Origin of the sequence: Haladaptatus salinisoli (assembly GCF_020614375.1) — an archaeon.
In the GTDB taxonomy this organism is placed as follows: Archaea; Halobacteriota; Halobacteria; order Halobacteriales; family Haladaptataceae; genus Haladaptatus; species Haladaptatus salinisoli.
The window spans coordinates 1,717,918-1,744,692 of the sequence record NZ_CP085327.1 but is presented as its reverse complement, the minus strand read 5'-3'; the positions used below and the strand labels follow the sequence as shown (position 1 = coordinate 1,744,692).

Here is a 26,775-nt window from a genome sequence, read left to right as displayed (position 1 = left end):
CTTCCACTAGCGCCGACTTCGGGCGTGCAGGTGACCTACTCGTCCTCGCCGTGGAGTTCGAGGTCGGCGACGATGTGGTACGGGTGTTTCTCCTTCCGGATCCCGTCCACCATCTTGAACGCCTCGTCCGGCGCGAGGAAGTGGGTGGTGATGACGCGGCCGAGGCGGGTCGGCGAGAAGCCGTCGATGAACTCGTATTCGAGCAGTTTACCGAGCGCGTGCTTCGTCGGCACATCGCCGATCATCCGGTCGTTCAGGCGCTTGGCGGCCTTCCCGCCGACCGTGATGTTCGCCAGCGTCTCCTCGACGGCGGCGCTCTCGTCGTAGCGCGTGCGAACGTCCTCCATCTCGCCTTTCAGGAGTTTGAACGCCACCTCGTCCTCCGACATCTCCATGCTGTTGTGGTAGCTCCCGTCGGGTTCCACGAGGACGTACACCTTCCCCCGGTCGTGGTAGTCGGGCCGCCCGGCGCGGCCGAGCATCTGGTGGAACTCCTGCACCGAGAGCCACTCGATGCCCATCGCCAGCGAGTCGAAGACGACCTGCGAGGCGGGGAAATCGACGCCCGCGGCGAGCGCGGCGGTCGTGACGACCGCCGCGAGTTCCTGTTCGGCGAACATGCGCTCGACCTGCTTGCGCCGCCCGTAGTCCAGTCCGGCGTGGTAGGGCGCGGAGTTGTACTCCAGCTTCCTCGAAATCTCGTGACAGCGCCGCCGCGAGTTGGTGAAGATGATGGTCTGTCCGTGATACCCCTTCGAGGATTCGCGGTCGAACTCGCGCTTGACCAGTTTGTTCTCGATGTTCGGCTTCTCGCGCCCGTCGGCGAAGGTGACGTGGCGTTCCAGCGCGACCGGGCGCTCCTCGAACTCCACGAGGTTCGCCTCGAGCGCCCCCGCCAGATCGCGGGGGTTGCCGACCGTCGCGGAGAGGTACACCCACTGCGCTCCGCCGTACTCCGTGCGTCGTTTCGCGCGCTCCTCGCAGTAGTACTTCAGCCGCGAGATGAGCCCGTCGAGGCGGTGGCCGCGTTCCTGTTCCTGGAGGGTGTGCACCTCGTCGATGACGACGGTGCCGATGTCGCCCAGGTCGCGCCCGGTTCTGAGCGCGTGGTCGATGCCCTCGTAGGTGCCGACGATGACGTCCGCGTTCGGGTCGAACCGGTTGCCGTCGTCGCGCACCCTGCTCGCGCCCACTCGAATGGTGACGTTCACGAGGTCGCTGTACTCCTCTTCGAAGTCCTCGTGTTTCTGGTTCGCCAGCGCGACGAGCGGGACGAGAAAGAGCAGTTTTCCCCGTCCGTTCAGCACGCGGTCGATGCCCGTCATCTCGCCGACGAGGGTCTTCCCGGTCGCCGTCGCGCTCACGACGAGCTGGTCGTCGCCGTCGAGCAGCCCGTTCTGCACCGCGAGGCTCTGGACGGGGAGCAGTTCGTCGAATCGTGGTTCCAGCAGGTTCTGGATGCCGGGGTGCAGGTCGAGCGAATCGACCGGCACCGTCTCCACGTCCTCGACGTTCGCGCTTATCTCGTCGAACTTCGTCAGGTCGGGGTCGAGTCGCCCCTTGAGCAGGTTCGTGATTCGCTCCAAATCCTGCACTTCCAGCAGGAGGTCTTCGAGTCGGTCCTGCGCGGCCCCGGTCAGGTCGCCTCTGAACGAGAGTTCGCGTTCTAATTCCTTGGTCGCGCAGTCGGGGCAGATGTACTCCTCGCCAGCGTCGACGGCCGTCTCGCCGTTGATGGGCGAGTAGCGCCCGCTGTTGGCGCAGTACCGGCAGGTTCGAACCGCCTTCGCGTCGAGCTGGTACCCCGCGAGCATCTCCTTCAGTTCCTCCCGCGCTTCGGGCGAGGTCTGCTGCGAGATGCGGATGCGGTTCGCTCCTCGCGCCAGTTCCACGAACTCGTCGGGGCTGCGCGGTTTCTCGCTCGACCCTTCCTTCAGGAGATATCGCCCCGGTCGCGGTCCGGCGCTCGTCTCCTTCAGTTCGAGGACGGCGCGGAACTGTCGCTGGCCGTTCCGCCGCGCGACGACCAAGTAGCCCCGGTCGGTCTCGTGGCAGAAGAGCGTCTCCACCTGCTGGGCCTGCTTCGACACGGTGCGTGCTACACGTCGGAGCTATTTCAGGGATTCGAACCGGACGAGGGTCGGGCGCCTTCTCCGCCCCGCCGCCGGGCCGCGGTAGGCACCGCCGACGGGGCCCGAAATCCGCCGTTGAATCGCGGTAATCCGTCGATAACGAAAGCGAGAAAACGGTATTCCGCCGCTACCGTCCCGAAATCGGCTCATAACAAAGCGGGCTCGCTCGGAAAGCGCAGACAGCGCGCGGTAGCGTTCGACAGGTGGCACTCATGGAAGGCACGCACGAAGAAGAACTCCCGGAACGGTTCGACGACCGAATCGTCCTCGAAATCGAAGACGGAGCGGACCGCGAACGACCGCTGGTTCGAATGCGCGACGCGAGCGACGACGAAGCGTGGGTCGAATCGTCCATCGAAACCGTCGTCTCGCTCTCCGAACACCGCTAAACGAGCCGTATCTCGTCGTCCCCGTTCGGCACGGCGCAGAGAAACGCACCCGGAGCGTCGCCCTCGTTTCGATACCAGTGGACGACGCCGGCGGGAACGAGCAGCGAATCGCCCGCCTCGACCTCGTACTCCTCGCCGTCGATTCCGACCACGTACTCGCCCTCCAGCACGTACTGTTCGTGTTCCACTTCGTTGGTGTGCTCCGGAACTTCCGCGCCCGGTTCGAGCGTGAACCGGCGGATGGCGAAGTTCGGCGCGCCCTGCTCGTCGCCGATGAGGACGCCCTTCTCCATCCCCTCGGCTGCTCCGACCGCTTCGTACTCGACGTCGTCCGCCTTCCGAACGACCGGGTCTGGGTCAGTCATACCCGGCGCTTCGAGCGGGGAGGGCTAAGTTTTTTGCACTTCTTCGAGTTCCGCGTTCGGCACGAACTCCCCGTCCGGTGTCACCCGCCCGGATTTGAGCGCGCAGTACCTCGCGCCGACGCCCCGCGAGGAGAGCGGACCGCGTCGGATACACCGGAACCCGACGTTCTTCGCCGCGTTGTAGTCGTCGTTGGCCTCGTTGCCGCACTTCAGGCACTCGAAGTGGTTGTCCTCCACGTCGCGGTTCTGCGGGTGGGTGAACCCGCAGGCGGTACAGCGTTGACTCGTGTACTCGGGGTTCACCTGTACGACCGTGATTCCCCGTTCCGCCGCTCGATACGCCACGAACTCGAACAGGCGCTCGAACGCCCACGAGTGGAACCCCTCGGCCTCCGAGAGCATCTCGAGGACGGCTTCGAGTTCGCCGAACGCGACGACGGAACAGCCGTGTCGTTCCGCTTCCTCGATGATGCCGCCCGCGACCTCGTGGAGCGCGTCGCGGGCGAAGTTGTCGGCGCGGTCGCCCGCTCGACGGAGCGTTCGGCGCGCGTTCCGCGTCCCCGCCTCGCGCAGGTCGGCGCGTAATCCCTCGAACTCGCGGCGGCGGTGCGCCAGTTCGCCCCCCGAGAAGAACCGCGCCGTGCTCGTCACGGCCAGATTCTCGACGCCGAGCGCGACGCCGAGGACGGTGGCGTCGTCGCCCGGCGGTTCGATTTCGGGGTGGGGCGTACGAAAACCGAGGTGCAGGTGGAACTCGCCGTCGCGGTACCGGAGGACGCTCTTCGCCGGTTCCCACTCCTCGTTTAGATACCGCGACTGGTAGCCGTCGGTCGGAAAATCGAGGTCGCAGTGGACGCGCTCCCCGGTCGTCGTCAGGCTGACGCTTCGGTCGTCGAACAGCGTCATCGTCCGCGTGTCGTAGACGACGCTCGGGCTGGTGAACTCCGGTTTCGCCGCCTCGTCGCCGTCGCGGTCGAGGGTGCGCTTTATCGCTTCGGCGGCGCGATGGGTGGCGAGGACGGCGTGTTGGCTCCCGAGGTCGGTGCGCTCGCGCAGTTCGTCGTAGGCGAGTTGCTGCACCTCGTTGCGGGTGTGACAGACGCCCCACGCGGCGTTGACCGCTATCTGACACCCCCGCTTCCACTCGCGCACCATCGCCAACAGGCGCTCGCGGTCGTCCTCCGCGACCGCGAGCCGGGTTACCGCCGTCCGCTTGAGGTAGTCGGAACCACTCACGCTCTTTTCTCCCCGGAGCGCCCCCTTGAATACTTCGGGTCGCCGCGGGACGGGCGACCGACGGTCGCGTTCGGTGACATCTCGGGACGGCGCGACCGCGAGGAAGTTTAAGGCGTTTCCGCCGCTAGATACACCCATGCGAAGCTTCAGAATCGGGAGCGCGTTCGGCATCCCGATCAAACTCGACCTCACATTCCTCCTCATCCTCCCGGTGTTCGCGTGGCTCATCGGGACGCAGGTCGGCCAGTGGGTCGAAATAATGAATCAGCTTTGGAACCTCGGTCTGACCGCCGAACCGCTCTCGTCGGGGTCGATGCCGTGGCTCCTCGGTGCGGTGGCCGCGGTCGGTCTCTTCGTCGGCGTCGTGCTCCACGAACTCGGCCACTCGGTCGTCGCCATGCGGTTCGGGTTCCCCATCGACTCAATCACCCTGTGGATTTTCGGCGGCGTCGCTCGGCTCACCGACCAACCGGAGAACTGGCTCGAAGAACTGCTCATCGCCATCGCCGGCCCGTTCGTCAGCGTCGTCCTCGGCGTCGGCTCCTTCCTCGCGCTTGGTTTCATCCCCGCCGAACAGGAGGCTATCAGATTCGTCGTCGGCTACCTCGCGCTGATGAACCTCGTGCTCGCCGCGTTCAACCTCCTGCCCGGCTTCCCGATGGACGGGGGGCGCGTCCTGCGCGCGTTGCTCGCCCGCACTCGACCGTTCGCGCAGGCGACCCAGACCGCCGCAGAGGTCGGCAAACTGTTCGCCATCCTGCTCGGCCTGTTCGGCCTGCTCGGCGGCAACATCATCCTCATCGGTATCGCCTTCTTCATCTACATCGGCGCGTCCAGCGAGGCCCAACAGACCGTCCTCTCGGCGGCGTTCCGGAACGTCCGCGTCCGCGACGTGATGACGCCCGCGCGGGACCTGCAGACCGTCTCGCCGGACACCTCCATCGCCGACCTGCTGGAGATGATGTTCCAACAGCGTCACACCGGCTACCCCGTGGTCAGCGACGGCGAACTCGTCGGGATGATAACGCTGGACGACGCGCGGAGCGTCCGGCAGGTCGAACGCGACGCCTACACCGTCGAGGAGGTGATGTCGACCGACGTGAAGACCATCTCCGCCGAGAGCGACGCCATCGACGCGCTCGAATCCATCCAGCAGCACGGCATCGGTCGCCTTCCCGTCATCGACGCGAACGGGGACGTGGCGGGTATCATCTCCCGAACCGACCTGATGACCGCGTTCGACATCATCAAGAGCAGCGGGCGCTCGGAGGAGGAGTTCGCGCCCAGCGAGCAACCGTCGTAACCGGCGTTCGTCACGACGCGACGGACGCCGCTACTCGCGGAGCGACACCGACCCGTCCGGCCCCACGAGCCGCGGATTGAACTGCGAGACGGGGTGCGGGCGGAAACCGGAGATGCGATTCTTCACGCCGAAGCTGTTGTGCAGGGTGTACGCCGGGAGGTGAACGCGCTGTTCGAGGACGGTTCGGATGCTTTTTTCGTACAGCCGTTCGCGCTTTTCGCGATTCGTCGTCCGCCGGGCGGCCTCGATGTCCTCCATCAGGCTCTCGTCGCGGTAGTACGTGCCGTTCGTCAGTCCCTCGTTGTTGCTGTGGAACAGCGGATAGAGGAACGTATCCGGGTCGGGGTAGCCGGCCCACGACCCCACGAACATCGCGTAGTTCCCCTGGTCGCCGTTGGTGACGAGTTCGCGGAACTTCGGCCACGGGTACTTCTGCGTTCGGGCTTTGCGAAATCCCAGCTTCTTCAGCCCGTGGACGATGGTCTCGGCTATCTTCTCGCGCATCTTGTCGCCCGAACTCTTGGTACCCGGCACCGCTATCTTCGGACTCCACGATTTCACCCCCGCCTCCTCCTTTATCAGCTTCTTCGCCTCGTGGTGGCTCTTCTTCTTGGGAATCTTCTTCCACTCCTCGACGGGCACGTTCCACGCCTCGGCGACTTGCCGGGGCAGCGGACCGTACTGCCGCCGCCCCGACGGTTCGACCACGTGTTTGACCAGTTCGTCCATCGAGACGAGGGCGTCGATTCCCTCTCGCACCTTCGGTTTCGCGGTCGGCGTGCCGCTGCTACAGTTGAAGCCGACGAAGTGGTAGTGGTAGCTCTCGCTCGAGACGACCGTCGAGTCGGGGAAGTGCTGCGTCGGCCCCCACAGCTTCGGCTGGATTCGCTCGACGATGTCGTTCTGTCCCGTCTTCAAACTCATCGTTCGCGCCAGTCCGGCGTGGTTCGGGACGAACTTCGCCCGCGGAATGGTCCCGCCCCGCGAGCGCCAGTGGTCGTCCCACGACGTCAGCGTGGCGTACTTCCCGGGCTTGAATCGGTCGAGTCGGTACGGTCCCGACCCGATCGTCGTCTTCGTCCCGAACGCCTTCGGGTTCTTCTCCCGAACCGACTTCGGCACGACGGGTCGCGTCAGCGCGTGCTCGACCCCCGGATAGGGGTGTTCTAGCACGAACTCCACCGTCCGCTTCGAGGGCGTCTTCACCGTCTCTATCGCGTCGACGTGCCACTTCGTCGGCGGCGGCGTCTCCTCCTGATTCGGCTTCTCGAAGCTGTACTTCACGTCCTCCGCGGTGACCGGTTTTCCGTTCTGGAAGCGCGCCTCGTCCCGCAGTTCGACGGCGTATCGCTTCCCGCCGTCGCGCTGATTCGGCTTTCCGTTCGCCAGCACCGGGACGAGGTTCATCCCGTAGTCGTAGGTGTACAGCCCCTCGAAGATGAGCGACTGTACCTGCCCGGACCACGGGTCGTCGACCGCGATGGGGTCGAGCGAGACGGGCGTGAGCACCTGCGCGTAGCGTAGCTGTTCGCCGTCGCCGGACCCCCCGACGACCCCCGCGCAACCCGCGAGCGCCGCCGACCCGGCGACCGCGCCGATTCCTTTCAGTGCGGTGCGACGATCGAGTTCGCGTGCGTTCTCGTTCATGCTTAGTCCGTGTTGATGCCGGGAACCGCCGCTTTGATCGGCTGTCGTTCGAAGTATATCAGCTCCACGCCGATGACGAGCACGGCGATGACGAGCACGATGAAGAACGTGCTCGGACTGTTCAGGTAGAGGTCGTAGAGCAGGAGGGGAAAGAAGACCGTACAGCCCACCATGCCGACGACCGGCAGGGCGACTATCATGTCGTCGATCTCGTCGCGCTTGCGGAACGCGAGATAGCTCATCGCGCCGAAGACGGCGATGAACGCGAGCGACGCGAAGGAGGTGATGCTGCGAAGGCTTCCGTACACCGCGAACGCCGCCGAGAGGACGCCGAGCACGACGACGAGCTTCGAGGGGACGCCTTCTTCGCTGGTGCTGAACCGCTCAGGGAGGAGTCCCCGGTTGATGAGGTTTCGGGAGAACTGCGCCCCGCTGAACAGCGTGGCGTTCACCGCGCTCGCGGTCGAGAACAGCGCCGAGATACCGATGACGAACGCGCCTATCGCCCCCATGTACGGGAGCGCGGCGTACAACAGCGACACCTCGGGCGACACCGCGATGACCGACAGTTCGAGGATGCTGACGGTCGTGAACGCGACGAGGACGTAGAGGAGGGTCGCTATCGGAATCGAGATGTAGATGGCCTTCCGGATGTTCTCGACCGGTTCCTCGAACTGCGACTGGTCGTACATCAGCAACTGCCAGCCCTGGAACGCGACGAACGACATCGACGCGCCGATGATGGGACTGAAGCCGAGTTCGGAGAATCCGAGATTCAGCGTCTGGCCGGTGTAGGCGAACCAGACGCCCCACGCGCCGAAGACGGCGATGATGCCGACCTTGAAGAACGAGAGCACGTCCTCCACCTTCCCCGTCTCTGTGGCTCCGAGGAGGTTCAGCCCGACGAACGCGCCGATGAGCAGTATGGAGACGACGTTGGGAACGGGAACGACCAGTTCGTAGCTCACCACCGGAACCACCAACGCGTAGTGGAGTCGCCCGACCAGTTCCGAGAAGAACGAGGAGAAGGCGTAGGCGTACAGAGCCATCGACCCGATGTAGCCGAACAGGAGCGTCCACCCCGTCATCCCCGCCGCGGTTGACCGGTCGACGATCTCGGCTATGTAGGTCGGCGCACCCCCCTTGTTCTCGGTCAGCTTGTTCAACTGGACGTAGCTGTAGCCGGCACACATCGCCACGAACCCAGCGACGGTGAACGCCAGCCACGCGATCTTTCCGGAGATGGCGACGACGATACCGAACGCGGAGTAGATGCCGCCGCCGATCATCCCTCCGAGAGCCATCGCTATCGCTTCCTTCAATCCGAGCTGCTCGCCCATGGTCGTAATGAGGGGACGAGACCATGCATATCTGACGGCTGGATAGTTAACCGGATTTAAAATCCTTTAAGTCAGTAAGGCGCTCCTCGGTCGCGTTCTCGGGTAATTTTTTGCCCGCTCGCGTCCTCTCTCGACCCATGTGTGGCCGCCTCTCGCTGTTCGCCCTCGAAGCGGACCTCGCGGAGCGATTCGACGCCGTGCCCGCTCGAACGCTCCGTCCCCGATACAACGTCGCACCCGGCCAGGAACACCCGGTCGTTCGAAACGACGCGCCCGAGGAGATGCGCTTTCCGACGTGGGGACTCATCCCGCACTGGGCCGACGAGTTCCGCGACGGACACACCAACGCCCGGGCGGAGACGCTGGCCGAAAAACCGAGTTTCCGCGACGCCTACCGCGAGCGTCGGTGTCTCGTCCTCGCGGACGGCTTCTACGACTGGAAGCGGACGGCGACCGGGAAGCAACCCTATCGAATGACCAGGAGCGACGGCGAACCGTTTGCGATGGCGGGGCTGTGGGAACCGTGGAACGGAAACGGCGGCGGAAAGAAAACGTCGTTTACGGTCGTCACCACCGAACCGAACGACCTCGTGCGCGACGTCCACCACCGGATGCCCGTCGTCCTCGCACCCGGCGAAGAGGAGACGTGGCTTCACGGCGAGGGGGCCGAACTCGAATCGGTTCTCGACCCGTTTCCCGCCGACGAGATGCGAGCCTATCCCGTGTCGAAGGCGGTGAACGACCCGAAGAACGACTCATCTGCGCTGGTCGAACGGGTGACGCCCGAGAACGAGCGACAGACCGGACTCGATGATTTCGGCTGAGAACTCCCGCCGCGGTCGGTCTCAGGTTTCGACGGGAGCCGTTTCGCGATGATACAGCGACGTTGAGCGAAACATTACAGTATAATATACTTTACCTATATATTTTTTAGGATAAATAACCCAATCCCAAACGGGAATTAATAAATAAAGTCGGTTGTTTGTTTGAGAGGAGGTAGCACGGGTTGGCGTGACACCCGATTCGAACGTAACTATGAGCGAGAACGAGAAACTCGATCGATCCGAACGAATCAACCGACGGAAGTTCATCGTTGGAACCGGAACCGGTATCGCGGCCGGACTGGCCGGTTGCTCCGGTGACCAAAAATCCGGGAACGGGGGCGGCGACGGTAACGGACAGACGGACAAGCCGAAGAACATCCAGAAAGGTGGAAAGCCGGTCCTCGGGATGGCGACGGCGCCGAACAACCTCAACCCCCTCGCGTCGAGTACGGCGTACGCGTGGACGATTCTCGACAACGTCTACACGTGGGGAACGATTCAGCACCCGGAGACGTACAAGCCGGCCCCGTGGGGGATGAAAGACTGGAAGGTGCGCCCGGAGAACGCCGGGACGGACAAGTGGACGGTGAAGGCGAACCTCCGCGAGGGCCTCACCTTCAGCGACGGAAAACCGGTCACGGCGGAGGACGTGAAGTTCACCGTCAACTACGTCCAAGAGCAGAAACCGGCCGGGACGGTTTCCGCGTCGCAGTTCTCCTCCGTCAAGGAGGTGAAAACGGAGGGGAAGCACACGGTTCTCTACTACCTGAAGGAGAAAGACCGCGCGTGGTTGACGAACATCGTCGGGAACGTCATCCTCCCGAAACACGTCTGGAAGAACGTTTCCGACTACTCGAAGTACACGCCGCGGAAGGAAGGCGGACCGATCGGCTCCGGCCCGTTCAAACTGAAAAACTACAAGTGGGAGAGCTGGTTCGAACTCGTCCCCCGGAAGGACTCCGCGATTCCGTGGAACGGGCTGAAACACACCGATTGGCTCCACGAGAAGGGCCCGTTCATCGACGCCCTCCGCATCGAGATTTTCGGCTCGCAGACCGCGCTCAATCAGGCGCTGCTCGACGGGAAGATCGACCAGACGTACGGCACCGTGAAAGTCGAGAAAGCCTCGAAGGCCACCAACAAGAACCACCTCACCGTCCTCAAATCCAAAGACGACGGGTGGGAACACAACTCCTACAACGTCCGCCGCGTTCCCCTCGACGACCCCGCGTTCCGCCAACTCCTCAACAAACTGTTCGACAAGAAGTGGGTCGTCGAAAACCTGTACCGGGGTCTCGCCGCCGAGCACGGCGATTACGCGACGCCGAGCGCGTACAACGACTGGCGTCCGCCGACGCCGGATAAGATCAAAAACGGCTCGTACGAGGGAATCTCCATCCCCGACACGACGTTCCCCGGAAAGCGCGGGAAGTTCAAACTCTCCTCGTCGGGCGTCAAAAAGGCGCGGCAGTTCCTCCTCAACAACGACCGGGCGAAACACGACTACTCCATCGGCCCGGCGAAGTCAGACAAGGTCAAATCGCCGGACAACAAGGCGATATACGTCAACGGAAAGCCCCTCGGGAAGGCGCACACCGACAACAACGGGAATCCGGGGCAGGGGCCGCTCGAGATGAGCATGAACCCGCCGTCGAAGTCGCCGAAGAAGGCGCAACTGGAGAACCAGTGGATAAACGCGCTCCGGACGGTCGGTATTCCGGTGACCAAGCAGGTCCAGTCGTTCAACTCCCAGCTTCCGAAGGTGTACGCGAACGAGAATTTCGACATGTTCGAGATGGGATGGACCGGCATCACGTGGGTCAACGACCACTACCGTCAGTTCTACAGCAGCGCGGGTGCCGACATGAAGGGGAACAAGAAGTCGCAGAAGTTCAACCCGATGGGGTACACGAACGCCGACGACCTCATCTTCAAGCAGGCGAGCATGATGACGATCGACGAGCGAAAGCCCATCGTCAAGAAGGCGCTCGCGCGAATCTACAGCGACGCGCCGACGCTGATAAACTTCTACTCTCGCGTCCTGCAACCGGTGACGACCAAGTTCGACGGTCGGATACGGTCCGTCGGGGGCGTCACCAACGCGCAAACGTGGCTCAACATCCACAAGTCCACCGGTAAGTAGCGTGTCCGCTTCCGAACGATTTCGGCGTTCATCGGACGATAACGACGAAGATATGACAGCATCACACGGGTTCGACGGATGACAACGAGAATCAGCGGACGGTATCTCGCTAAGCGACTCGGCGTTTCCGTCCTCGTGCTCTGGGTACTGTTGACGCTCCTGTTCTTCCTGCTGAAGGCGATGCCCGGCAACATCGCATCGCTGCTGCTCAATCCGAACTTGGAGGCGTCCGACCTCAGGGCACTGCGACAACAGTACGGTCTCAACCAGCCGCTCTGGGTGCAGTACCTCAAGTGGCTGCGCAACTACGCCACCCTGCAGTTCGGCTACTCGCTTCGCAACGCCGAGCCGGTTGTGGCGCTCATCGCTCGCCGACTCCCCCGGACGATCGTGCTGTTCGGGACGGCGTACCTGATCAACATCACCGTCGGTACGCTGCTCGGAATCCAGTTCGGGTGGAACCGCGGGTCGGTCGAAGATAAGCTCGGCTTCTCGACGGGGCTGACGCTGTACAGCATCCCCTTTTTCTGGCTCGCGTGGCTCCTGTTGCTGGGGTTCTCGTACAAGGGGTTCGGCTTCACGCTCTTCCCGAGCGCCCACATGACGCCGGCGTTCGAGTCGAAGTTCGGTTGGCTCGACTTCACCACCGGCGTGCTCTGGCACCTGTTCATCCCGGCCCTGTCGCTCGCGATAGTGGGCTGGGCCGGGAACATGCTGGTGATGCGCACCGCGATGCAGGAGGTGCTCGCCGAGGAGTACGTCTGGATGGCGCGCGCGAAGGGTCTCTCCCCGACCGCCGTCAAGTACAAACACGCCGCTCGTAACGCGCTCATTCCGGTCGCGACGCAGGCCATCGTCGGCATCGCGTTCATCATCGACGGAAGCGTGATAATCGAGACGGTGTTCTCGTGGCCGGGTATCGGAAAACTGCTCGTGGAAGCGGTCATCAGTCGAGACTTCCCCGTGGCGCTCGCCGCGTTCTTCATGCTCGGCGTGCTCATCGTGGCGATGCGCCTGCTGACGGACATCGCGTACACCTACCTCGACCCGCGAATCAAATTCGGTGAGTCGGAATGAGCGGAATCAAGGACGAACTGTCGTCGGTACTGCGGCAGCACAGGGATCGGCACCACAGACTGTATCACTCGCTCGGCCGCGGTTGGTCGCGGTTCACGAACCACAGCCTCGGCGTCGCCGGACTCGTCATCCTCACGGGGTTGACCGCGATGGCGATATTCGCCCCGTTGTTGGCGCCCCATCCGCTCAGTTGGAAGGCTCCGACCAATCTCGGCAACGGCGGCGGAGCCGAGACGCTGGCGGAACTGGGCAAGCAGACGCTCACCCACCCGGCACCGCCGAAGTTCGGCGACCCGTACTTCGCACCGCTTGGGACGACCCAGAACGGGAACGGCGTGTTCACGCAACTGGTGTACGGCGCTCGGACGACCCTGTACGTCGGATTCGCGGCGGGACTGCTCTCGTCGCTCGTGGGCGTCCCGCTCGGACTGGTCAGCGGATTCTACGGCGACACGTGGATCGACGAAGCGATTCAGCGAATCGTCGACGTGATGTACGGCCTCCCGTTCCTCCCGCTGGTCATCGTGCTGGTGACGCTCCGGGGCGTCACGACGACGAACATCATCATCGCCATCGCCGTGAAATCCTGGCTCAACAACGCCATCGTCATCCGCGGGCAGACGCTCACGCTGAAGGAACGCTCCTACGTCGAGGCCGCGCGGGTCAGCGGTGCTTCCGACCTCCGCATCATCTTCCGACACATCCTGCCGAACGTCCTCCCCTTGGCGTTCGTCTACCTCGCGCAGGACGCGGCGTTCGCCATCCTGACGCAGGCGAGTCTCGCGTTCATCGGTCTCGCCCCGTCGAACGTCTCGTGGGGGTGGATGCTCCAGTGGGTAAAAGCGACCGGTCACGTCTACGACGCCCTCTGGTGGATGGTTCCGCCGGGAATCATGATCATGCTCGTCGCGGCGTCGTTCTACTTCGTCGGCTACAGCCTCGAAGACGTGATGAACCCCCAACGGAGGGAAGCGTGAGCGCGAAATCCACCGCCGCGGGAAGCGACGGAGGGAGCCTCGTCAACCGCCACCGCGAACTGCTGTTCAACCTCGGCCTCCTCGTCGGCGTGATCGTCTTCGCGCTCGGCGGCGCGTTTCTCCTGCTCGGCGTGACGATAACGACGACGCCTCCCGCACCGTACTTCCGGTCGACGACCGACCGGTTGATTCTCATCGGCGTCTCGCTGGTCGCGATGGTCGTCGGAGCGGGCATCGTCCGAGGGTCGCTGTCCCTCGGGAGGTGGTGACGAATGGTCGATAACCGCGAACCCGAGCGCGACTTCGCGGACGCCGACTGGTTCGACCGGTTCACCGTCGAACCGGTTTCCCCCGAGGAGATCGAGCGACGACTCCCGGAGTCAGCCCTGACGACGCTCGACATCCCGTCCCACCTCGACCGAAAGCTCGCCACGGAGGTCGAGACGGGAACCGCGCTGTACCGCCTCGTTCAGTTGTTCGGCACGCCGAACGTCCCCGGCGTCGAAGCGGGGGCCGACCAGCGCGACAGGGAGAAGACGACGTGGCAGTACCTCTTCGCGGTCGCGTACGACCCGTCGGAGGACGACCGCGCCGAACGCCGCGAGGAGGACGTCCCGACCGAGTTCCTGCTGTCGATGTACGATCACAAGACCGACCTCTCGGTCGGACTCTCCGCGTGGGTCGACGTCGACCGCGACGGGCGCTCCGCTCCTCGAGTCGGCGGCGTCCATGAACCGGTGTCCTCGGCCACCGAGTGGCCGAACGCGGTTCCGGACGCGGACTTCCTGGTCGGCGTCGTCCAACTGGCGCTCAACGTCACGGAAGAGCCGGTGTTGGCCACGTACAAACAGCTGTGGGTCTGAGACCCCGCGACGGCGATTCTCGTCCGTCCGCTCGTTTCGGCCGGTTCGAATCGGGCGGCACCGCCGTCACTTCTTCTTCTTCGGCATCGTCGAGGGGCGCGCCGTGCGACCCACGTCCGACCGCGAGGACGGCACCGTGGAGACTTTGGTCGTGACTCGCTCGCGCTCGCCGCGCCCGCCCACGTCGACCGGTTCGTCCTCGGTTTCCTCCGTCGCGTCCGCAGCCTCGTCGTCAGCGTCGTCGCCGAGTCCGGCCGCGTCGAACAGCGACCGAAGCTCCGCGAGCGTCCCTTCGGTCGCCGAGGCGGCGTCTTCCTCGCCGTCCTCGCTCTCGACTTCGTCGCCGTTCGCGTCGCTTTCCTCCCCGTCTCTCTCACCGTCCGCTTCCTCGCTCGCCTCATCGGTCGCCGCCTCCTCGCCGGAGTCGCGGGTCGAGAACACCGTCGACAGCAGGTCGCTCACGCTCCTGTCGCCCCCGCCGGACGACGCGTCGCCGTCGATGCGTTCGAGTCGGTCGATTCGCTCTCCGGCGTCGAGATCAGACCACTCCTCCGAGAGGTCCGCCAGTTCGAGCAGGCGGCGGAGGCCGAGCACCGCGTCGGCGTCGGCGTCCTGCATCAACCTCGGGAGGTCGGCGGGGGCGACGTCGTCCGACGTGTCCCCGAAGCCGGTGGCTGCGAGCAGTTCGTCGAACGACGCGTCGGCCACCGCCTCGGCCGCGGCGTCGGCGGTCTCGCGCACGGATTCGGCCTCCTCGTCGGGCAGTTCGTCGTCTTCCACACCGTCGAGGGCCGTTCGGATTTCTTCTACCCCGTCGGCGAGGAGCCGTTCGAGGTCGGATTCGTCGTTACTCATGGTTCGAGCGGGCGTTCGTGGGTCGGTCGCTGAGCGCGCTATTCCCCATCCTCGTCTTCGTTCTCCTCCGACTTGGCTTTGAAGTTCTCCACGATGGCGTCGAGCATCTCCTCCCGTTTCAGGTTGGCCCTCACGCCGACCTCCTTGGCGATGGACTGGAGTTCCGAGTACTCCATCGTCTCGAGTAGTTCGCGGTACGTCTCCTCCTTGATCGCCTGCACGTCGTCGGCGGTGAGGTCGCCGACGTCCGAGTCGGTCACCTCGTCGGCGGCCGCTTCCGCCTCCGTCGCCGCTTCTTCGGCGGTTTCCTCGGCGGCGTCGGTCGCCTCGTCCGCCGCTCGCTCGACGGTTCCGGCGGCCTCTTCCGCGGCCTGTTGGGCGGTTTTCTCCGCCTCGTCGAGCGCCTCCTCTCGCTTTTCGACGTACCCCCGGAGCGCGTCCTCGATGGGTTCGCGGAACTGCGGTCGGCGCAGCGTCCTCACGAGCGCCACGCCGAACGCGCTTCCGAGGCGGCGAAGCGGCGAGGGTTCGCTCTCGTCCTCGCTCCGGAACGGCAACTTGGAGACGACCCGGTCGACCGCGAGTCGTCCGAGTCGGCGGCCGGCGAGCGCGCCGACCGCTTCGCCGAACGCCCGCCCGAGCGACGACCCGTCGACCTGCTCGGTCACGCCGTCGCCCGTCACCAGCGAACCGACGTCGAGTTGCTCGGTCAGTTCGTCGGCGACCGCCTCCTTCGGGTCGGGTGCCTCGCTCACGAGTCCTCGCCTCCTTCGTCGCTCTCGTCGTCGCTCGCGTCCGCTTCGCCCTCCTCGCTCGTCTCGCTCTCGTCAGCTCCGTTTCCGCCGTCCTCGTCCGATTCCGCCTCGGACGCGGAGTCGAGGAGCGAGTCCAACAGCAGGCCGCCGAGGAGCCCGCCGAGCCATCCGCCGAGGTGGCGACCGACGAACTCCCCGATCGTTTCGCCGAGCGACTCCGCCGACGTCTCGTCGTCGAACTCCCCGGCGAGCGGCGTGTCCGCGAACACCTCCTCGAAATCGATGTTCCGAATCGCCGATCCGAGGTCGAGCGGCGGAGTGTCGTCGCTCATGCTTCGGATTCCGCTCCGGACTCCTCGCCGGACTCGTCCGCCGATTCGGAGCCGAACATCTGGTCCACGAGTTCTTTGAGCAGCGTCGTCAGCAGTTCGTCGAGCGGAACGTCGGCCAGCGCGTCGCTCACCGAATCGCGAGCCGAACTAACCGCCGACGAGACCCGACCGGTGCCGGAGTCCTCCGACTCCTCGTCGGAGCCGCCGAAGAGACCCTCGAAGAGGCTTCCCGAGAACAGGTTCCCCAGGAGGCCTTTCGAACCGCTACCGAGCAGGTTTCCAACCCCGGAGAGCAGGTTCCCCAGCAGTCGACCGGGGCCGCTCACCGCCGTCACGCCCAGTTCGACCTCGTTGAGGTCGACTTCGAGGCCGAGGAGGTCGAGGAACAGTCCTTCGAGGTCGAGATACAACACCGTCGTCTCCCCCTCCTCTCGATAGTCCTCTTCTTCTCCTTCCTCTTCTTCGGAGGCTTCCTGCGACTCTTCGGACTCCTCGGTCTCCTCCTGCGACTCTTCCGTCTCTTCCGCCGATTCGTCCTGCGACTCTTCGTCCGTTTCTTCAGCCTCCTCGTTCGACCCCTCGTCGCTTCCTTCCGACTCGTTCGCCTCGTCCGTTTCCTCCTCTTCGCCACCATCGGGCAACAACCGCCGCTCGTCGGAAGCGTCGTCGACGCGGCTGCCCTCGCGGGTGGCATCTCCCTGTTCCTGACCGGTTGAATCGCTACGCTCGGCAGTTTCTGACATGGTGACCAACTTCGTTTTAAGTTCTACCGGTTCTCACTAAGGTATTCTGGCCTCTTCCGCGACAGTTCGACCGGCGCGACGCGACCTCACGCGTCGGAAAGGACGCTTCTCGCGTCGTCCAGTCGGCGGAGACGAAATTCTCACCCGGGTACTATACGGCATTTCTGACACACGTCGAATAATAGTAGAATGTATTATGATTAACCGCGGACGCTATCCTCGGAGGCGTCAGAAAATGCCTCATAACGACGTCGTAAACATCGAACGCTCTCGGGGAGAGACCGATACGGGTACCGCTGACCGATCGGGGTCGTCTGGCGCGGCTCCCGTCGACCTGCACGTCCGCTCGCGGAGTATCGCTCGGAAAAGGTCCAGGTGCGAGAATCGAACCCGCGTCCCAGCCTCCACAAGGCTGGAGGATAGTCCACTACCCCAACCCGGACACGCATGTCGTGGTTGTCGGGTGAGATTAAAATACGTTTCGGAAGCGGGCGTGGTTTTCTCGGGTTCGAAAAACCGACTCACTCCGCCGCAGTCTCGGGGTTCTCCAGTCGAAACCGAAGGGTCCGCTGCCCCTCGAACCGCGGTCCGGACCCCGTCCGCTCGAACCCGGCGCGCTCGGCGGCCGTCGCGGCGTCGGCTTCCGACTCGGGGAGCAGTATCTCGACCGCCATCCCCTCGTTCGCCGCGAATCGGATCGGTTCGTCCAGCAGGCGTTCGCAGGAGGACTCCGTCCCGAAGAGGTGGGTGACGTGAACCGTGTCTTCGTGGGCGTCGAAGCCGACGAACCCCTCGATTTCCTCGTCCGACTCGGCGACGCGGAGGGTTCGATCGTGAACCACGTCGGCCATCACCTCCGTCGGAACATCGGCGAGTTCGGCGAGGTGGTCGCCGTCCGCTTCGATTGCGTCTCGGACGCGCATGATGGCCATTGTCGCCCCCGTGCAGTAATTCTTACTCCGACCACTCGTCCTTCGAGAAAGTCTGTCGAACGAGCCTCGTCGTCGTCGATTACCCGTCGTGGTCGCTGTCCGGCTCGCTCCCGATACCGAGGGTGTTCCTGTTCAAGGTTCGTTGTCCGCGTCGAAGGCGTTCGGACAGCGCCTGCGGCGTGATACCGAGTTCAGCGGCGAGCGAGTCGGCGTCGATGGCGCGCGGGACGTCGTAGTACCCGCGTTTGGTCGCCGCGACGAGCGCCTCGTACTGCTCTTGGGTGAGTCCGAACATGCGCTGTTTCCCCTCGCTCAACCTGTAGACGGCCTTCACGTCGAACGGAATGCCGTTTCGTTCGCAGAACTCGCGCGTTCGCGAAAGCGCGCCGTGATCGGGGAACAGGATTCGAAGTTTCCATCGTTCGTCTTTTCCGTGCGCGTCTAGAATCGTCGTTTTCTCTTCGATCACGATACGAACGATGAGTCGGATGTGCGCCACCCAGTCCATCCGATACAGCCGACGATCCTCGAGTTCGGCGAGTAGCTCGGAGTCGTTGACGTCCGGATCCTCGCGCAACAGGTCCTCCAGCGATTCGAGATCGTCTCCGATGGCCCACACGAACGGAAAGACGTGGTCGGTGCCGTGAGCGACGACCTGTTCGATGTCGAATTCCACGCGCGGCGCCTTTTCGAGCGTCGTCCCCAGTGCAAACTCCTTCGCCGGTATTTCGACCTGCGCGATGACACCCATGAGAATCCCCTTCTCTGTGACTCAAACGCTGTGACCGAAAGCGTTGTCGATACTCTTCCACTCTGACACGACCGGTTTCGCAGTAATCGCAATCGAGACGCGACGAGAAGTACCGAACGGAAATTCCTCTCGGGTTTCCGCCGCCACCACGTTCCGAGCGGTACCGAGCGGCGCGGCGCGCCGACGCGGAACGGATGCCGGTCGCGGTCTTCGAGGACGCTCACCGGGCGCGCTTTTCGACGATGCGATAACCGACCGCGCGGACGGAGACGTCGGTTCCTCCGACGGATTCGTTCACTTCGCAACCGGCGACGCGTGCGCCGTCGCGGTACCGCGGACCACCGGAAGCGCGACGGCGCACCGGGTTTCGTTTTATGCCGAGGCGAGAACCGCCACGGGGCAGTCGGCGTGCTTGACGATGTACTCCGCGCGGTGGCCGAAGAAGGCGCGACCGGAGAGCGGGCGGAGATTACTCCCCAAGACGATAAGGTCGTAGCCCTCCTCGGAGGCCAGCGCGACCAGTTCCTCTTCCGGTTCGTTCTCGCCGACGAACACGTTCGTGCGAACCTCCGCACCCATCTGACGACCGAGGTCTGCTTCGCCGTCAACGATCTCTTCGCCGAGGCGCAGCGCCGAATCCCTGTTCGGCCGGTTGGCGAAGACGTCACCCGTCTGCAGCGGATTGACGACGTGGACGATATCCACCGCGGCGTTCCGGTCGAGTGCTATCGCGAACGCCACCTCCGCCGCGTGGTGATTGTACTCGGTTCCGACCGTCGGCAGGAGAATGCGTCGAATCGGAACCTCGTCCTGCAGGAGAGTCCCCTCCTCGTCGGTTTCGCGATCCGTACTCGCGACCATCACGGGACACGGCGCGTCGTGGATTATCTCGTCGATGGTCGCACTGAACAGCGGATCGTCGGCGTGCGCACCGTGCTCGGAGGCGCCGAGCACCAGCATATCGTATCCCTCGTTCGCCTCCCGAAGCACCGTCTCAGTCGCGTTTGTTCGCTCGGATCGGACGATAGAGCGGGTCTGCGAGCCGGGAAGGTTGAGTTGCAGTTCCATTAGATCTCGACACCGCTTCGAATCGTCGCTGAGCGTACTGTCGTTCTCGGTTGCGTCCACTCGCTCGTCTCCAGCGTCGTCTTCCGAAATCGTTCCTCCGTCGCCTCGGATCGTCCGCGGGATACCGTCGCCGAGCATCGTCCGTAACGGGGCTAGAATCCCTCGATCGCCTTGCTCGCTGCGATCGATGTACATGCTCGTTGCCTCGATCTCCTGGCCGCGGCTCAACGCTCCAACGAGTTGGGCGGCGAACTGCGAGTCGAGATCGCAACGCGTCGGCAGCAAGACCTTATTGATTCCGCCCATGAAACTCCGCCGTCGCTGATCCTCCTGCTCCAGCCGTCGACGCTCCTCCTCGCTCATCTCGATCTTCGGAATTGACCAGCGCATGATCGCGGGCGCCATCAGCGACGTCACGATAGCGACCGCGACGATGATGCTGTACATGTCCGTGGTCAAGATACCCAGCCCGAGGCCGATGGTTGCGACGATGATCTCCATCGCCCCTCGAGCGTTCATCCCGCCGCCGATCGTGATCCCCTCCCAGCGCGAGAGTCCGGCCAGTCGAGAGACGCCCATGATTCCGGCGAACTTCCCGAAACACGCCACCCCGAGGACGACGAGCCCCACGGCGAACACCGTCGGGTCGAACAGGCTCGCGACGTTCATCCGCAACCCCGCGATGGCGAAGAAGATCGGCGCGAAGATTCCGAGCGTCATCATCTCGAAGGTGTGCCGGAGGTGGTAGTCGAAGCGTTTCACCTGACTGACCAGGATGCCCACGACGAACGCGCCGAGGATCGCTTCGAGCCCCAGATACTGCGTGATCATCCCCCCGGCGAGCGCCAGAACCATCAGCGCCGTCAGCATCGACGTTTCGCCGCCGACGACGTTATCGACCCACCGTATGATCTCGCGAACCAGACGCTGGCCGACGGTGAACGCGAGCCCGAGGAAGACGATGACCGAGATGACGGTCGTCACGGCCGAGTTTACGTCGACGCCGCCGCTCCGCGCGAGTCCGGCGACCGTCGCGAGGAGGATCCATCCGAGCGTGTCGTCGACCATCCCCGCGGCGAGGATGAGTTGGCCGATGTCGCGTCGAATGACGTCGAGTTCGATGAGCACCTTCGCGATTACGGGAATCGCGGAGATGCTCATCGCCGTGGCGATGAACAGGCTAAACACGAGCCGTTGGTCAGGTGCGGCGATGAACTCCACCGGAAGGAACCACCCGAGTGCGAAGCCGGTCGCGAACGGGACGACGATTCCCCCGATCGAGAGGGTGGTCGCGGTTCGTCCCTTGCTCCTGATGAGGTCGATATCGGTTTCGAGCCCGGTGACGATCAGGAGCATGATGAGGCCGATCCACGCGACGATCTCGAGGAGGTGGAACTGGCTCTCGGAAACGCCGAACAGCGTCCCGTAGAGCCCCGGAGCCACCGCGCCCAAAACGGACGGTCCCAAAAGAACCCCGGCGAGCAGCTCGCCGACGACCGCGGGTTGTCCGATCGAACTGAACAGTTCGCCCAGCGTTCGTGCGACGAACAGCAACAGCGTTAGCTGGACGATGACCAGGAACAGCTCGTGGTGTCCGAGCGGTTCGATGGTCGTCATCGGTCACCTCCTCGGCCGGTACCGCGGACGACTCGCCGACGGTTGGCCGAGGGTGAGTGGGACGTCGAAGCACGCGGTTCGAAGGTGCTCACGGGGACGCGTTCACTACCGGCGAGCGGAATCGAACGAGACGGGACGCCGCCTCCGTGGATTCCTTGATTGTGCAACATGACTCTCAAATCACCCTCAAATCAGTTAATAACCGTGACAGGGACAGGCGATCGGCGCGCTATCGAAGTCGAAACGCCATCCGGCCGTATCCGAGCCAAGCGGGTGCGACCACGGCGCCTAACGACGATGTGATCGACATCGTGTTCTTCCGCGTACAGGACGACCGCACGCGGCGGCGTGCCCAGGAGCGTCGTGGTTGAACAGTCGACGCCACGCTCGCTGACCCGCCTCGCGTCCTTCAACGCCCGTTCCATTCGGCGTTTCGTCTTCTCCTGCCACCGTTCGGCGCGGTGACGCGACTGCCCCTCCGTTTCGACGTACCCTTCCGCCGGATCGATTAGATACGCTACCGTACACTTCGCGCGGGGGAACATTTCGGCGGTGTACGTCAATGGAACGGTCGCCATCGTCGATGCGTCAACCGGGATGAAGACGTGACTTACTTCCACTCGACCGTCGGCCTCCCCTCGCGTCGGGACGACGGTGACGGGAACCGTCGCGCGGCGAAGGACTCCCTCGGCGACGCTTCCGAGCAGTACTCGAGTGAAACCGGAACGACCGTGGCTCCCGATGACGATGTGATCGAACGCGCGCTCTTCGGCGTAGGCGATGATTCCGCGTGTCGCATCTCCGGTGGCGGTCTCCGTGACGAGTTCGACGTCGTACTCGGCGGCTACTCCCCTCGCCTCGTCAAACATCCGTTCGACACTCCGCCCCCGTTCCCGTCGCTGTGCGCGTCTCGACTCCTGGAAATCGTCCGATCCTTCGCCGGTACTCGACTGCCGGGCGTCGGCGCTCGACGATTTGAACACGTGAAGAACCGTCACGTCCGCGTTCGAGTACGCCGCGCAAGCGTGCTCTACCGCCTTCAGCGACGGGTCGGAGCCGTCGATCGGCACGAGTACTCGTCGTTTTCGGCCAGCGCCGACGTCGGCGCGGCTACCGCTCTCCGTCGGAAGCGGTCGCTCGAACGGTTCCGTCGGTGCTCCGGTCGATTTCTTTCGTTCGCCCTTTCGGCGCACGAACTCCTCTCCGCTACCGTCGGTGGTCGCGTCTTTCATAGGTCGTGAAGCGCATCGTGCGAGCAATAGGCCAGAGCTTTCAGTATCAAACGACCGTCGTTCGTAGCGACCGATTTTCGTAAGCGATTCGACGGGTGATGCGATTCGGCGAGGAGTCGATATCGAATCGTAAACGAGCGAGAAGCGGCGTCCGACAGCGCTCGTCCGACGTCTCTCCCTCGGTGAGAACCGAGATACGGTCGACGGTCGGTCGACCGTCCCTCCCCTGCGGTGGATACGCTCGTCGCTTTATCCAGCAAGCACGCGACTCGCGCCCGCTTCGAGGGGGGTCGCCGACCGGTTCCGCGGGAGTAGCTTCATTTCGTTCGGACACATACGCCCGGCCATGAGCGACGTACCCGGCGACGACCGGAACCGGTGCGATTTCTGTCGCCTCCCGCGTCCGGCGGAGTCGGTGACGCTGGAGTACGGGTCGGACACGTACGAGTTCTGCTCGACGACGTGCCGGGACGAGATGCGAAAGAACGACCGCGTGTTCACCGAGTACCACGGCTTTCGCCAGATTGAGACGGGCGTCTCGGCGCTGGACGACCACCTGCCGGAGGGGCTGCCGCGAAACTCATTCGTCCTGCTCTCGGGCGACGAAGGTACCCGGAACAACGCGATACAGGCCGAACTCGTCTGGCGGACGCTCCAGCGCGACGAACCCGCCGTCGTCGTCAGCTTCACCGAACCGCCCGTCTCCGTCGTCGAGCAGTTCCTATCGCTGGAGTGGAACGTCCTCCCGTACCTCGAAACGGGCCAACTGCGCATCGTCGACTGCTTCACCTACCGCGTCGGCGACCGCAGGCGAATGTTCGCCCGGATGGACGACTGGAACCAGTTCCTCCACCGCGTCACCGCCGCCGCGACCGCGACGGTTCGGGACCCCAGCGACACCAGCGAACTCCAGCACAAACTCGACAACTGCCTCGAAGCCCTGTCGATGGGCGACGCCGGAATCGTCGTCATCGATTCGCTGACCGAGTTCGGGACGCTCGTCCAACCGGTTCAGGCCTACGATTTCGTGAAAGACCTCCGAGCGGACGTGTGCAAGGGTCGGTTCGTTCCCGTGTTCGCGGGCGCCACGTTCGCCGGGGAGGACGACGTCTTCCCGCACGATTTGGGGTACGTCATCGACGGTCTCGTCGACCTGCAGCTGAACGGATCGATAATCGAGAACGTGCTCGTCAAGCAGGTTCGAATCCGGAAGATGAACGGCGTCCTCGTGATCCCCGAGTGGGTCGCGTACGAGTACACCGGCGGCGACGGGTTGGTCACGTTCGACCCCCTCGAAGAACTGGAGCGGTCGGCGGAACTGTTGGGCGATTCGCCCGAACCCGCGTCCGACGAACGATCCGAGGAGGACTCACGACCTTCCGATTCCGCCGACTCGGAGGGGGAGGAGCGGTCGAAATCCGCGACGGACGACTCGTCCGAATCGTCCTCCGGCGACCCGTCGGAGTGAGGGTTCGACGGAAACCCGCAACCGACCTCGCCGAAACCACACGGTCGAACGTCGCGCGAACGGAGTAAACTGGCAGAAATTCCGGACATGAAAGCAGTTATCTGACTACCGTGGCTATCCCCGGGCATGAATCATCGTTCACCGGAACCGGTGGTGGTTCGGTGCGCGTAGTCGCCAAGTTCGGGGGTACCAGCCTCGGAAGCGGCGACCGCATCAACCGGGCCGCGGACTCCGTCGCCGCCGCCGTCGAAGCGGGGCACGAGATCACCGTCGTCGCCAGCGCGATGGGCAACTCGACCGACGAACTCCTCGACGAAATTCAGTTCGACGCGGACGAACCCGACCGCGCCGAGATAGTCAGCATGGGCGAGCGAACCAGCGTCAGGATGCTCAAAGCCGCCCTCTCCGCCCGCGGCGTGGACGCCACGTTCGTGGAACCGGGGGGCGACGACTGGCCCGTCGTCACCGACTCGCGCGGGGAAGTGAACGCCGAGGAGACCCGCGAGCGCGCCGCCGAACTCGCCGGACGATTGGGCGACACCGTCCCGGTCGTGACGGGCTTTCTCGCCGAGGACGGGGACGGTAACGTGACGACGCTCGGACGCGGCGGGAGCGACACGACCGCGGTGATGCTCGGGACGTTCATGGACGCCGACGAGGTCGTCATCGTCACCGACGTGGAGGGCGTCATGACCGGCGACCCGAGCGTCGTCGAAGGCGCGCGAAACGTCGGCAAGATAACGGTGGACGAACTCCGGAACCTCTCGTTCCGCGGGGCCGAAGTGGTCGCGCCCTCGGCGCTCTCGTACAAGGACGACGACCTCCACGTCCGCGTGGTTCACTACCAGCACGGCGACCTGCTCGCGGGCGGGACGAGCGTCACGGGCCAGTTCGAGAACCTCACCGACATGCGGGAGGAACCGCTGGCCTGCCTCACCGTCGCCGGTCGGGCGATTCGGAACCGCCCCGGCATCCTCGCCGACCTCTCGTCCGCGCTCGGAAACAGCGGTATCAACGTCGACGCCGTCGCCAGCGGGATGGACAGCATCACGTTCTACGTCGACACCGAGGTTGCCGAGCGCGCGGAGAACATCCTCCACCAGGAGGTCATCGACGAGGAGTCGCTCTCCTCCATCTCCGTGGACGACCCCGTCGCGGTGGTTCGCGTCACGGGCGGCGAACTCCCCAACCGACCGGGAATCATCCACGAACTCGTCCATCCCATCGCGGACGCTCGCATCAACATCCACGACATGATAACCAGCGCGACCAGCGTCGCGGTGTTCGTCGAATGGGACGACCGCGAGCAGACCCTGGAGATTCTGCAAGACCACTTCCAGCAGTAACGGGTTCGCGGTTACGGTTTCGAGTTTTCTTCGAACGTGTCGGCTTTCGACCGGCACCACGCGGCGAGACGGCCCCGTCGAAATCCGTACCGACCGATGCAAATCACCCGCCGTACGGGAACGAACCCGGCAGAGCGGGCGTAGAACGGACGACCGTCGGTCGGTACAAGGAGCGTCAACCTCGGTTACCCGGAGATTCCTCTTTAGTGAGGGTTCTCCGCCCGAGGAGTGTACGGATGCGAGGTGGCACCCGCGACTCTCGATACCGAACGGTGCGAGTCCCGGCGTCGTAATCTATGAGGCCGGTATCGGCCAGTTTCGGGAGGTGCCAATGGTGAAGTTCGTGACGGATTCGCTGTCGGTGCTTCTCTAACTCGGGAGCGTCGTCTCGCCCTCGCTCTCGCACCCGTTCGGCGAGTTCATCGAGCGAATAGACATCCTCGCCCGATTCTAGTAGGTGAGAACACAGGTACCGACGTCGCTGGTCGCTCAGAACGTCACAGCACGCGTCGAGGGTTTCCTCCTCGGTGTTCTCGGCCTCCATCGGGGGAGTCGTTATTTATGCTATTGAAAAGGGAGATTGCGGGAGTTTTCCCGCTCTTTATATGTATCTCGATCTAACCCCGTCACAGACTCCCGAGCACACGATGCGGCAGGGGGGGACGATACCATGATCATCGTGGAGTTCACTCTGGATCATCCGATTTTACGAGAGACCTTGGAACGCGTTCCCGATATGGAACTCGCGTGGGAACGGTCCGACCCGGTGGAGGATCGCATTCGCGTGCTCCTGTGGGCACACGGCGGCGATTTCGACGCGTTCGAGGACGCTCTCGAAGCCGACCCGACCGTCACGACACCGTTGCAGGTTATCGAAGTCGGCGACCGACGTCTCTATCAACTGGAGTTGATCGGCGAAGGTCGGCAGACGAGTATCTATCCGATCCTCATCGAGGAAGGTGGCGTCATCCACAACCTCATCGCCACGCACGACGGATGGAAGTTCCGCGTTGCCTTTCCCGACAGGAACTCCTTCCAGCAATTCTACTATTTCTGTCATGAGCATCGGATTACCATGGACGTCGACAGGATTTACGAACAGCGATCCGATTCGATCGACTCGATACCGGGATTGACCGAAATACAACGAGAGACGCTCGTAACGGCCGTCGATTGCGGCTACTTCGAAATTCCCCGCGAGAGTTCGCTCGCAGAGTTGGCCGCTCGACTGGGTATCTCCGAAAACGCCGCATCGGAACGAATTCGCCGCGGCGTAAATCGGCTCATCACGGAGATACTCAAATCGGACCGAGAGTAGCGACCGGAACCGCAGCGCTCGCCGGAGTCACGACGGGTCGCGGGAACCTCGAAGAGCCCCCT

At 63.9% G+C, this 26,775-nt stretch carries 25 protein-coding genes and 1 tRNA gene; 11 read left to right on the top strand and 15 right to left on the bottom strand.

Translation table 11 applies throughout. The features are described 5' to 3' along the window. Nucleotides 1-35 precede the first annotated feature (35 nt). Nucleotides 36-2,090: a DEAD/DEAH box helicase gene (locus tag LIX00_RS09540; RefSeq protein ID WP_227352960.1), complete on the bottom strand. Its 2,055-nt coding sequence runs from the start codon at nucleotides 2,088-2,090 to the stop codon at nucleotides 36-38. 254 nt (nucleotides 2,091-2,344) lie between these two features. Between LIX00_RS09540 and LIX00_RS09535 the strand changes: the two genes are divergently transcribed. Next, nucleotides 2,345-2,521: a hypothetical protein gene (locus tag LIX00_RS09535; protein ID WP_227352959.1), complete on the top strand. Its 177-nt coding sequence runs from the start codon at nucleotides 2,345-2,347 to the stop codon at nucleotides 2,519-2,521. On the opposite strand, the gene LIX00_RS09530 is transcribed toward LIX00_RS09535, so the two are convergent. Beyond that, the gene (locus LIX00_RS09530) at nucleotides 2,518-2,886 is read right to left on the bottom strand and encodes a cupin domain-containing protein (RefSeq protein WP_227352958.1); all 369 of its coding nucleotides are present in this window, start codon (nucleotides 2,884-2,886) and stop codon (nucleotides 2,518-2,520) included. The genes LIX00_RS09535 and LIX00_RS09530 overlap by 4 nt on opposite strands. A 24-nt stretch (nucleotides 2,887-2,910) precedes the next feature. After that, a complete protein-coding gene (locus LIX00_RS09525; protein ID WP_438267074.1) occupies nucleotides 2,911-4,122 on the bottom strand; it encodes an RNA-guided endonuclease InsQ/TnpB family protein in 1,212 nt (403 codons plus the stop codon). Between the two features lie 136 nt (nucleotides 4,123-4,258). Here LIX00_RS09525 and LIX00_RS09520 point away from each other — a divergent pair, with 136 nt between their 5' ends. Next, entirely contained in the window at nucleotides 4,259-5,425 is a 1,167-nt protein-coding gene (locus LIX00_RS09520) for a M50 family metallopeptidase (protein WP_227352956.1), read from the top strand. 30 nt (nucleotides 5,426-5,455) lie between these two features. On the opposite strand, the gene LIX00_RS09515 is transcribed toward LIX00_RS09520, so the two are convergent. Further along, nucleotides 5,456-7,072 (bottom strand): ABC transporter substrate-binding protein, encoded by a 1,617-nt coding sequence (locus LIX00_RS09515; RefSeq protein ID WP_227352955.1) that lies wholly within the window; start codon nucleotides 7,070-7,072, stop codon nucleotides 5,456-5,458. A 2-nt stretch (nucleotides 7,073-7,074) separates the two neighbouring features. Beyond that, nucleotides 7,075-8,412: an APC family permease gene (locus LIX00_RS09510; protein WP_227352954.1), complete on the bottom strand. Its 1,338-nt coding sequence runs from the start codon at nucleotides 8,410-8,412 to the stop codon at nucleotides 7,075-7,077. A gap of 137 nt (nucleotides 8,413-8,549) precedes the next feature. Between LIX00_RS09510 and LIX00_RS09505 the strand changes: the two genes are divergently transcribed. From LIX00_RS09505 to LIX00_RS09480, 6 genes are all read left to right on the top strand, one after another. Beyond that, nucleotides 8,550-9,236 carry an SOS response-associated peptidase gene (locus tag LIX00_RS09505; RefSeq protein WP_227352953.1) on the top strand — a complete coding sequence of 229 codons (687 nt, stop codon included), beginning with the start codon at nucleotides 8,550-8,552 and terminating at the stop codon, nucleotides 9,234-9,236. 211 nt (nucleotides 9,237-9,447) lie between these two features. Further along, complete coding sequence (locus LIX00_RS09500; RefSeq protein WP_227352952.1) at nucleotides 9,448-11,379, top strand: ABC transporter substrate-binding protein; 1,932 nt, start codon at nucleotides 9,448-9,450, stop codon at nucleotides 11,377-11,379. A 78-nt stretch (nucleotides 11,380-11,457) separates the two neighbouring features. After that, entirely contained in the window at nucleotides 11,458-12,456 is a 999-nt protein-coding gene (locus tag LIX00_RS09495) for an ABC transporter permease (RefSeq protein WP_227352951.1), read from the top strand. After that, nucleotides 12,453-13,433: an ABC transporter permease gene (locus LIX00_RS09490; protein WP_227352950.1), complete on the top strand. Its 981-nt coding sequence runs from the start codon at nucleotides 12,453-12,455 to the stop codon at nucleotides 13,431-13,433. Before LIX00_RS09495 ends, LIX00_RS09490 begins: the two co-directional genes overlap by 4 nt. Then, on the top strand, nucleotides 13,430-13,702 hold the full coding sequence (locus tag LIX00_RS09485) for a hypothetical protein (protein WP_227352949.1): 273 nt from the start codon (nucleotides 13,430-13,432) through the stop codon (nucleotides 13,700-13,702). The genes LIX00_RS09490 and LIX00_RS09485 overlap by 4 nt, the downstream gene beginning before the upstream one ends. A 3-nt stretch (nucleotides 13,703-13,705) precedes the next feature. Further along, entirely contained in the window at nucleotides 13,706-14,296 is a 591-nt protein-coding gene (locus tag LIX00_RS09480) for a hypothetical protein (protein ID WP_227352948.1), read from the top strand. Nucleotides 14,297-14,362: 66 nt separating this feature from the next. Here LIX00_RS09480 and LIX00_RS09475 read toward each other — a convergent pair whose 3' ends face one another. The 9 genes from LIX00_RS09475 to LIX00_RS09435 form a co-directional block, all read right to left on the bottom strand. Beyond that, on the bottom strand, nucleotides 14,363-15,151 hold the full coding sequence (locus LIX00_RS09475) for a hypothetical protein (protein WP_227352947.1): 789 nt from the start codon (nucleotides 15,149-15,151) through the stop codon (nucleotides 14,363-14,365). A gap of 38 nt (nucleotides 15,152-15,189) precedes the next feature. Beyond that, a complete protein-coding gene (locus LIX00_RS09470; RefSeq protein ID WP_227352946.1) occupies nucleotides 15,190-15,906 on the bottom strand; it encodes a hypothetical protein in 717 nt (238 codons plus the stop codon). Further along, nucleotides 15,903-16,238, bottom strand: a complete 336-nt coding sequence (locus LIX00_RS09465; protein WP_227352945.1) for a hypothetical protein — start codon at nucleotides 16,236-16,238, stop codon at nucleotides 15,903-15,905. The genes LIX00_RS09470 and LIX00_RS09465 overlap by 4 nt, the downstream gene beginning before the upstream one ends. Further along, on the bottom strand, nucleotides 16,235-16,981 hold the full coding sequence (locus tag LIX00_RS09460) for a hypothetical protein (protein WP_227352944.1): 747 nt from the start codon (nucleotides 16,979-16,981) through the stop codon (nucleotides 16,235-16,237). The genes LIX00_RS09465 and LIX00_RS09460 overlap by 4 nt, the downstream gene beginning before the upstream one ends. A gap of 369 nt (nucleotides 16,982-17,350) precedes the next feature. Beyond that, nucleotides 17,351-17,423, bottom strand: a tRNA-His gene (locus LIX00_RS09455). A gap of 79 nt (nucleotides 17,424-17,502) precedes the next feature. Beyond that, nucleotides 17,503-17,904 carry a hypothetical protein gene (locus tag LIX00_RS09450; RefSeq protein WP_227352943.1) on the bottom strand — a complete coding sequence of 134 codons (402 nt, stop codon included), beginning with the start codon at nucleotides 17,902-17,904 and terminating at the stop codon, nucleotides 17,503-17,505. An 88-nt stretch (nucleotides 17,905-17,992) separates the two neighbouring features. Then, the gene (locus LIX00_RS09445) at nucleotides 17,993-18,664 is read right to left on the bottom strand and encodes a helix-turn-helix domain-containing protein (RefSeq protein WP_227352942.1); all 672 of its coding nucleotides are present in this window, start codon (nucleotides 18,662-18,664) and stop codon (nucleotides 17,993-17,995) included. A 372-nt stretch (nucleotides 18,665-19,036) separates the two neighbouring features. Then, complete coding sequence (locus tag LIX00_RS09440) at nucleotides 19,037-21,349, bottom strand: cation:proton antiporter domain-containing protein (RefSeq protein WP_227352941.1); 2,313 nt, start codon at nucleotides 21,347-21,349, stop codon at nucleotides 19,037-19,039. Between the two features lie 191 nt (nucleotides 21,350-21,540). After that, nucleotides 21,541-22,581: a universal stress protein gene (locus LIX00_RS09435; RefSeq protein ID WP_227352940.1), complete on the bottom strand. Its 1,041-nt coding sequence runs from the start codon at nucleotides 22,579-22,581 to the stop codon at nucleotides 21,541-21,543. Between the two features lie 346 nt (nucleotides 22,582-22,927). Between LIX00_RS09435 and LIX00_RS09430 the strand changes: the two genes are divergently transcribed. Then, entirely contained in the window at nucleotides 22,928-24,049 is a 1,122-nt protein-coding gene (locus LIX00_RS09430; protein ID WP_227352939.1) for an ATPase domain-containing protein, read from the top strand. Nucleotides 24,050-24,210: 161 nt separating this feature from the next. Next, nucleotides 24,211-25,395: an aspartate kinase gene (locus LIX00_RS09425; RefSeq protein ID WP_227352938.1), complete on the top strand. Its 1,185-nt coding sequence runs from the start codon at nucleotides 24,211-24,213 to the stop codon at nucleotides 25,393-25,395. Nucleotides 25,396-25,570: 175 nt separating this feature from the next. Here the strand turns inward: LIX00_RS09425 and LIX00_RS26285 are convergent, their stop codons facing one another. Next, nucleotides 25,571-25,939 carry a DUF7344 domain-containing protein gene (locus LIX00_RS26285; protein ID WP_438267039.1) on the bottom strand — a complete coding sequence of 123 codons (369 nt, stop codon included), beginning with the start codon at nucleotides 25,937-25,939 and terminating at the stop codon, nucleotides 25,571-25,573. Between the two features lie 126 nt (nucleotides 25,940-26,065). On the opposite strand from LIX00_RS26285, the gene LIX00_RS09420 reads away from it, so the two are divergent. Further along, complete coding sequence (locus LIX00_RS09420; protein WP_227352937.1) at nucleotides 26,066-26,713, top strand: helix-turn-helix domain-containing protein; 648 nt, start codon at nucleotides 26,066-26,068, stop codon at nucleotides 26,711-26,713. Nucleotides 26,714-26,775 lie beyond the last annotated feature (62 nt).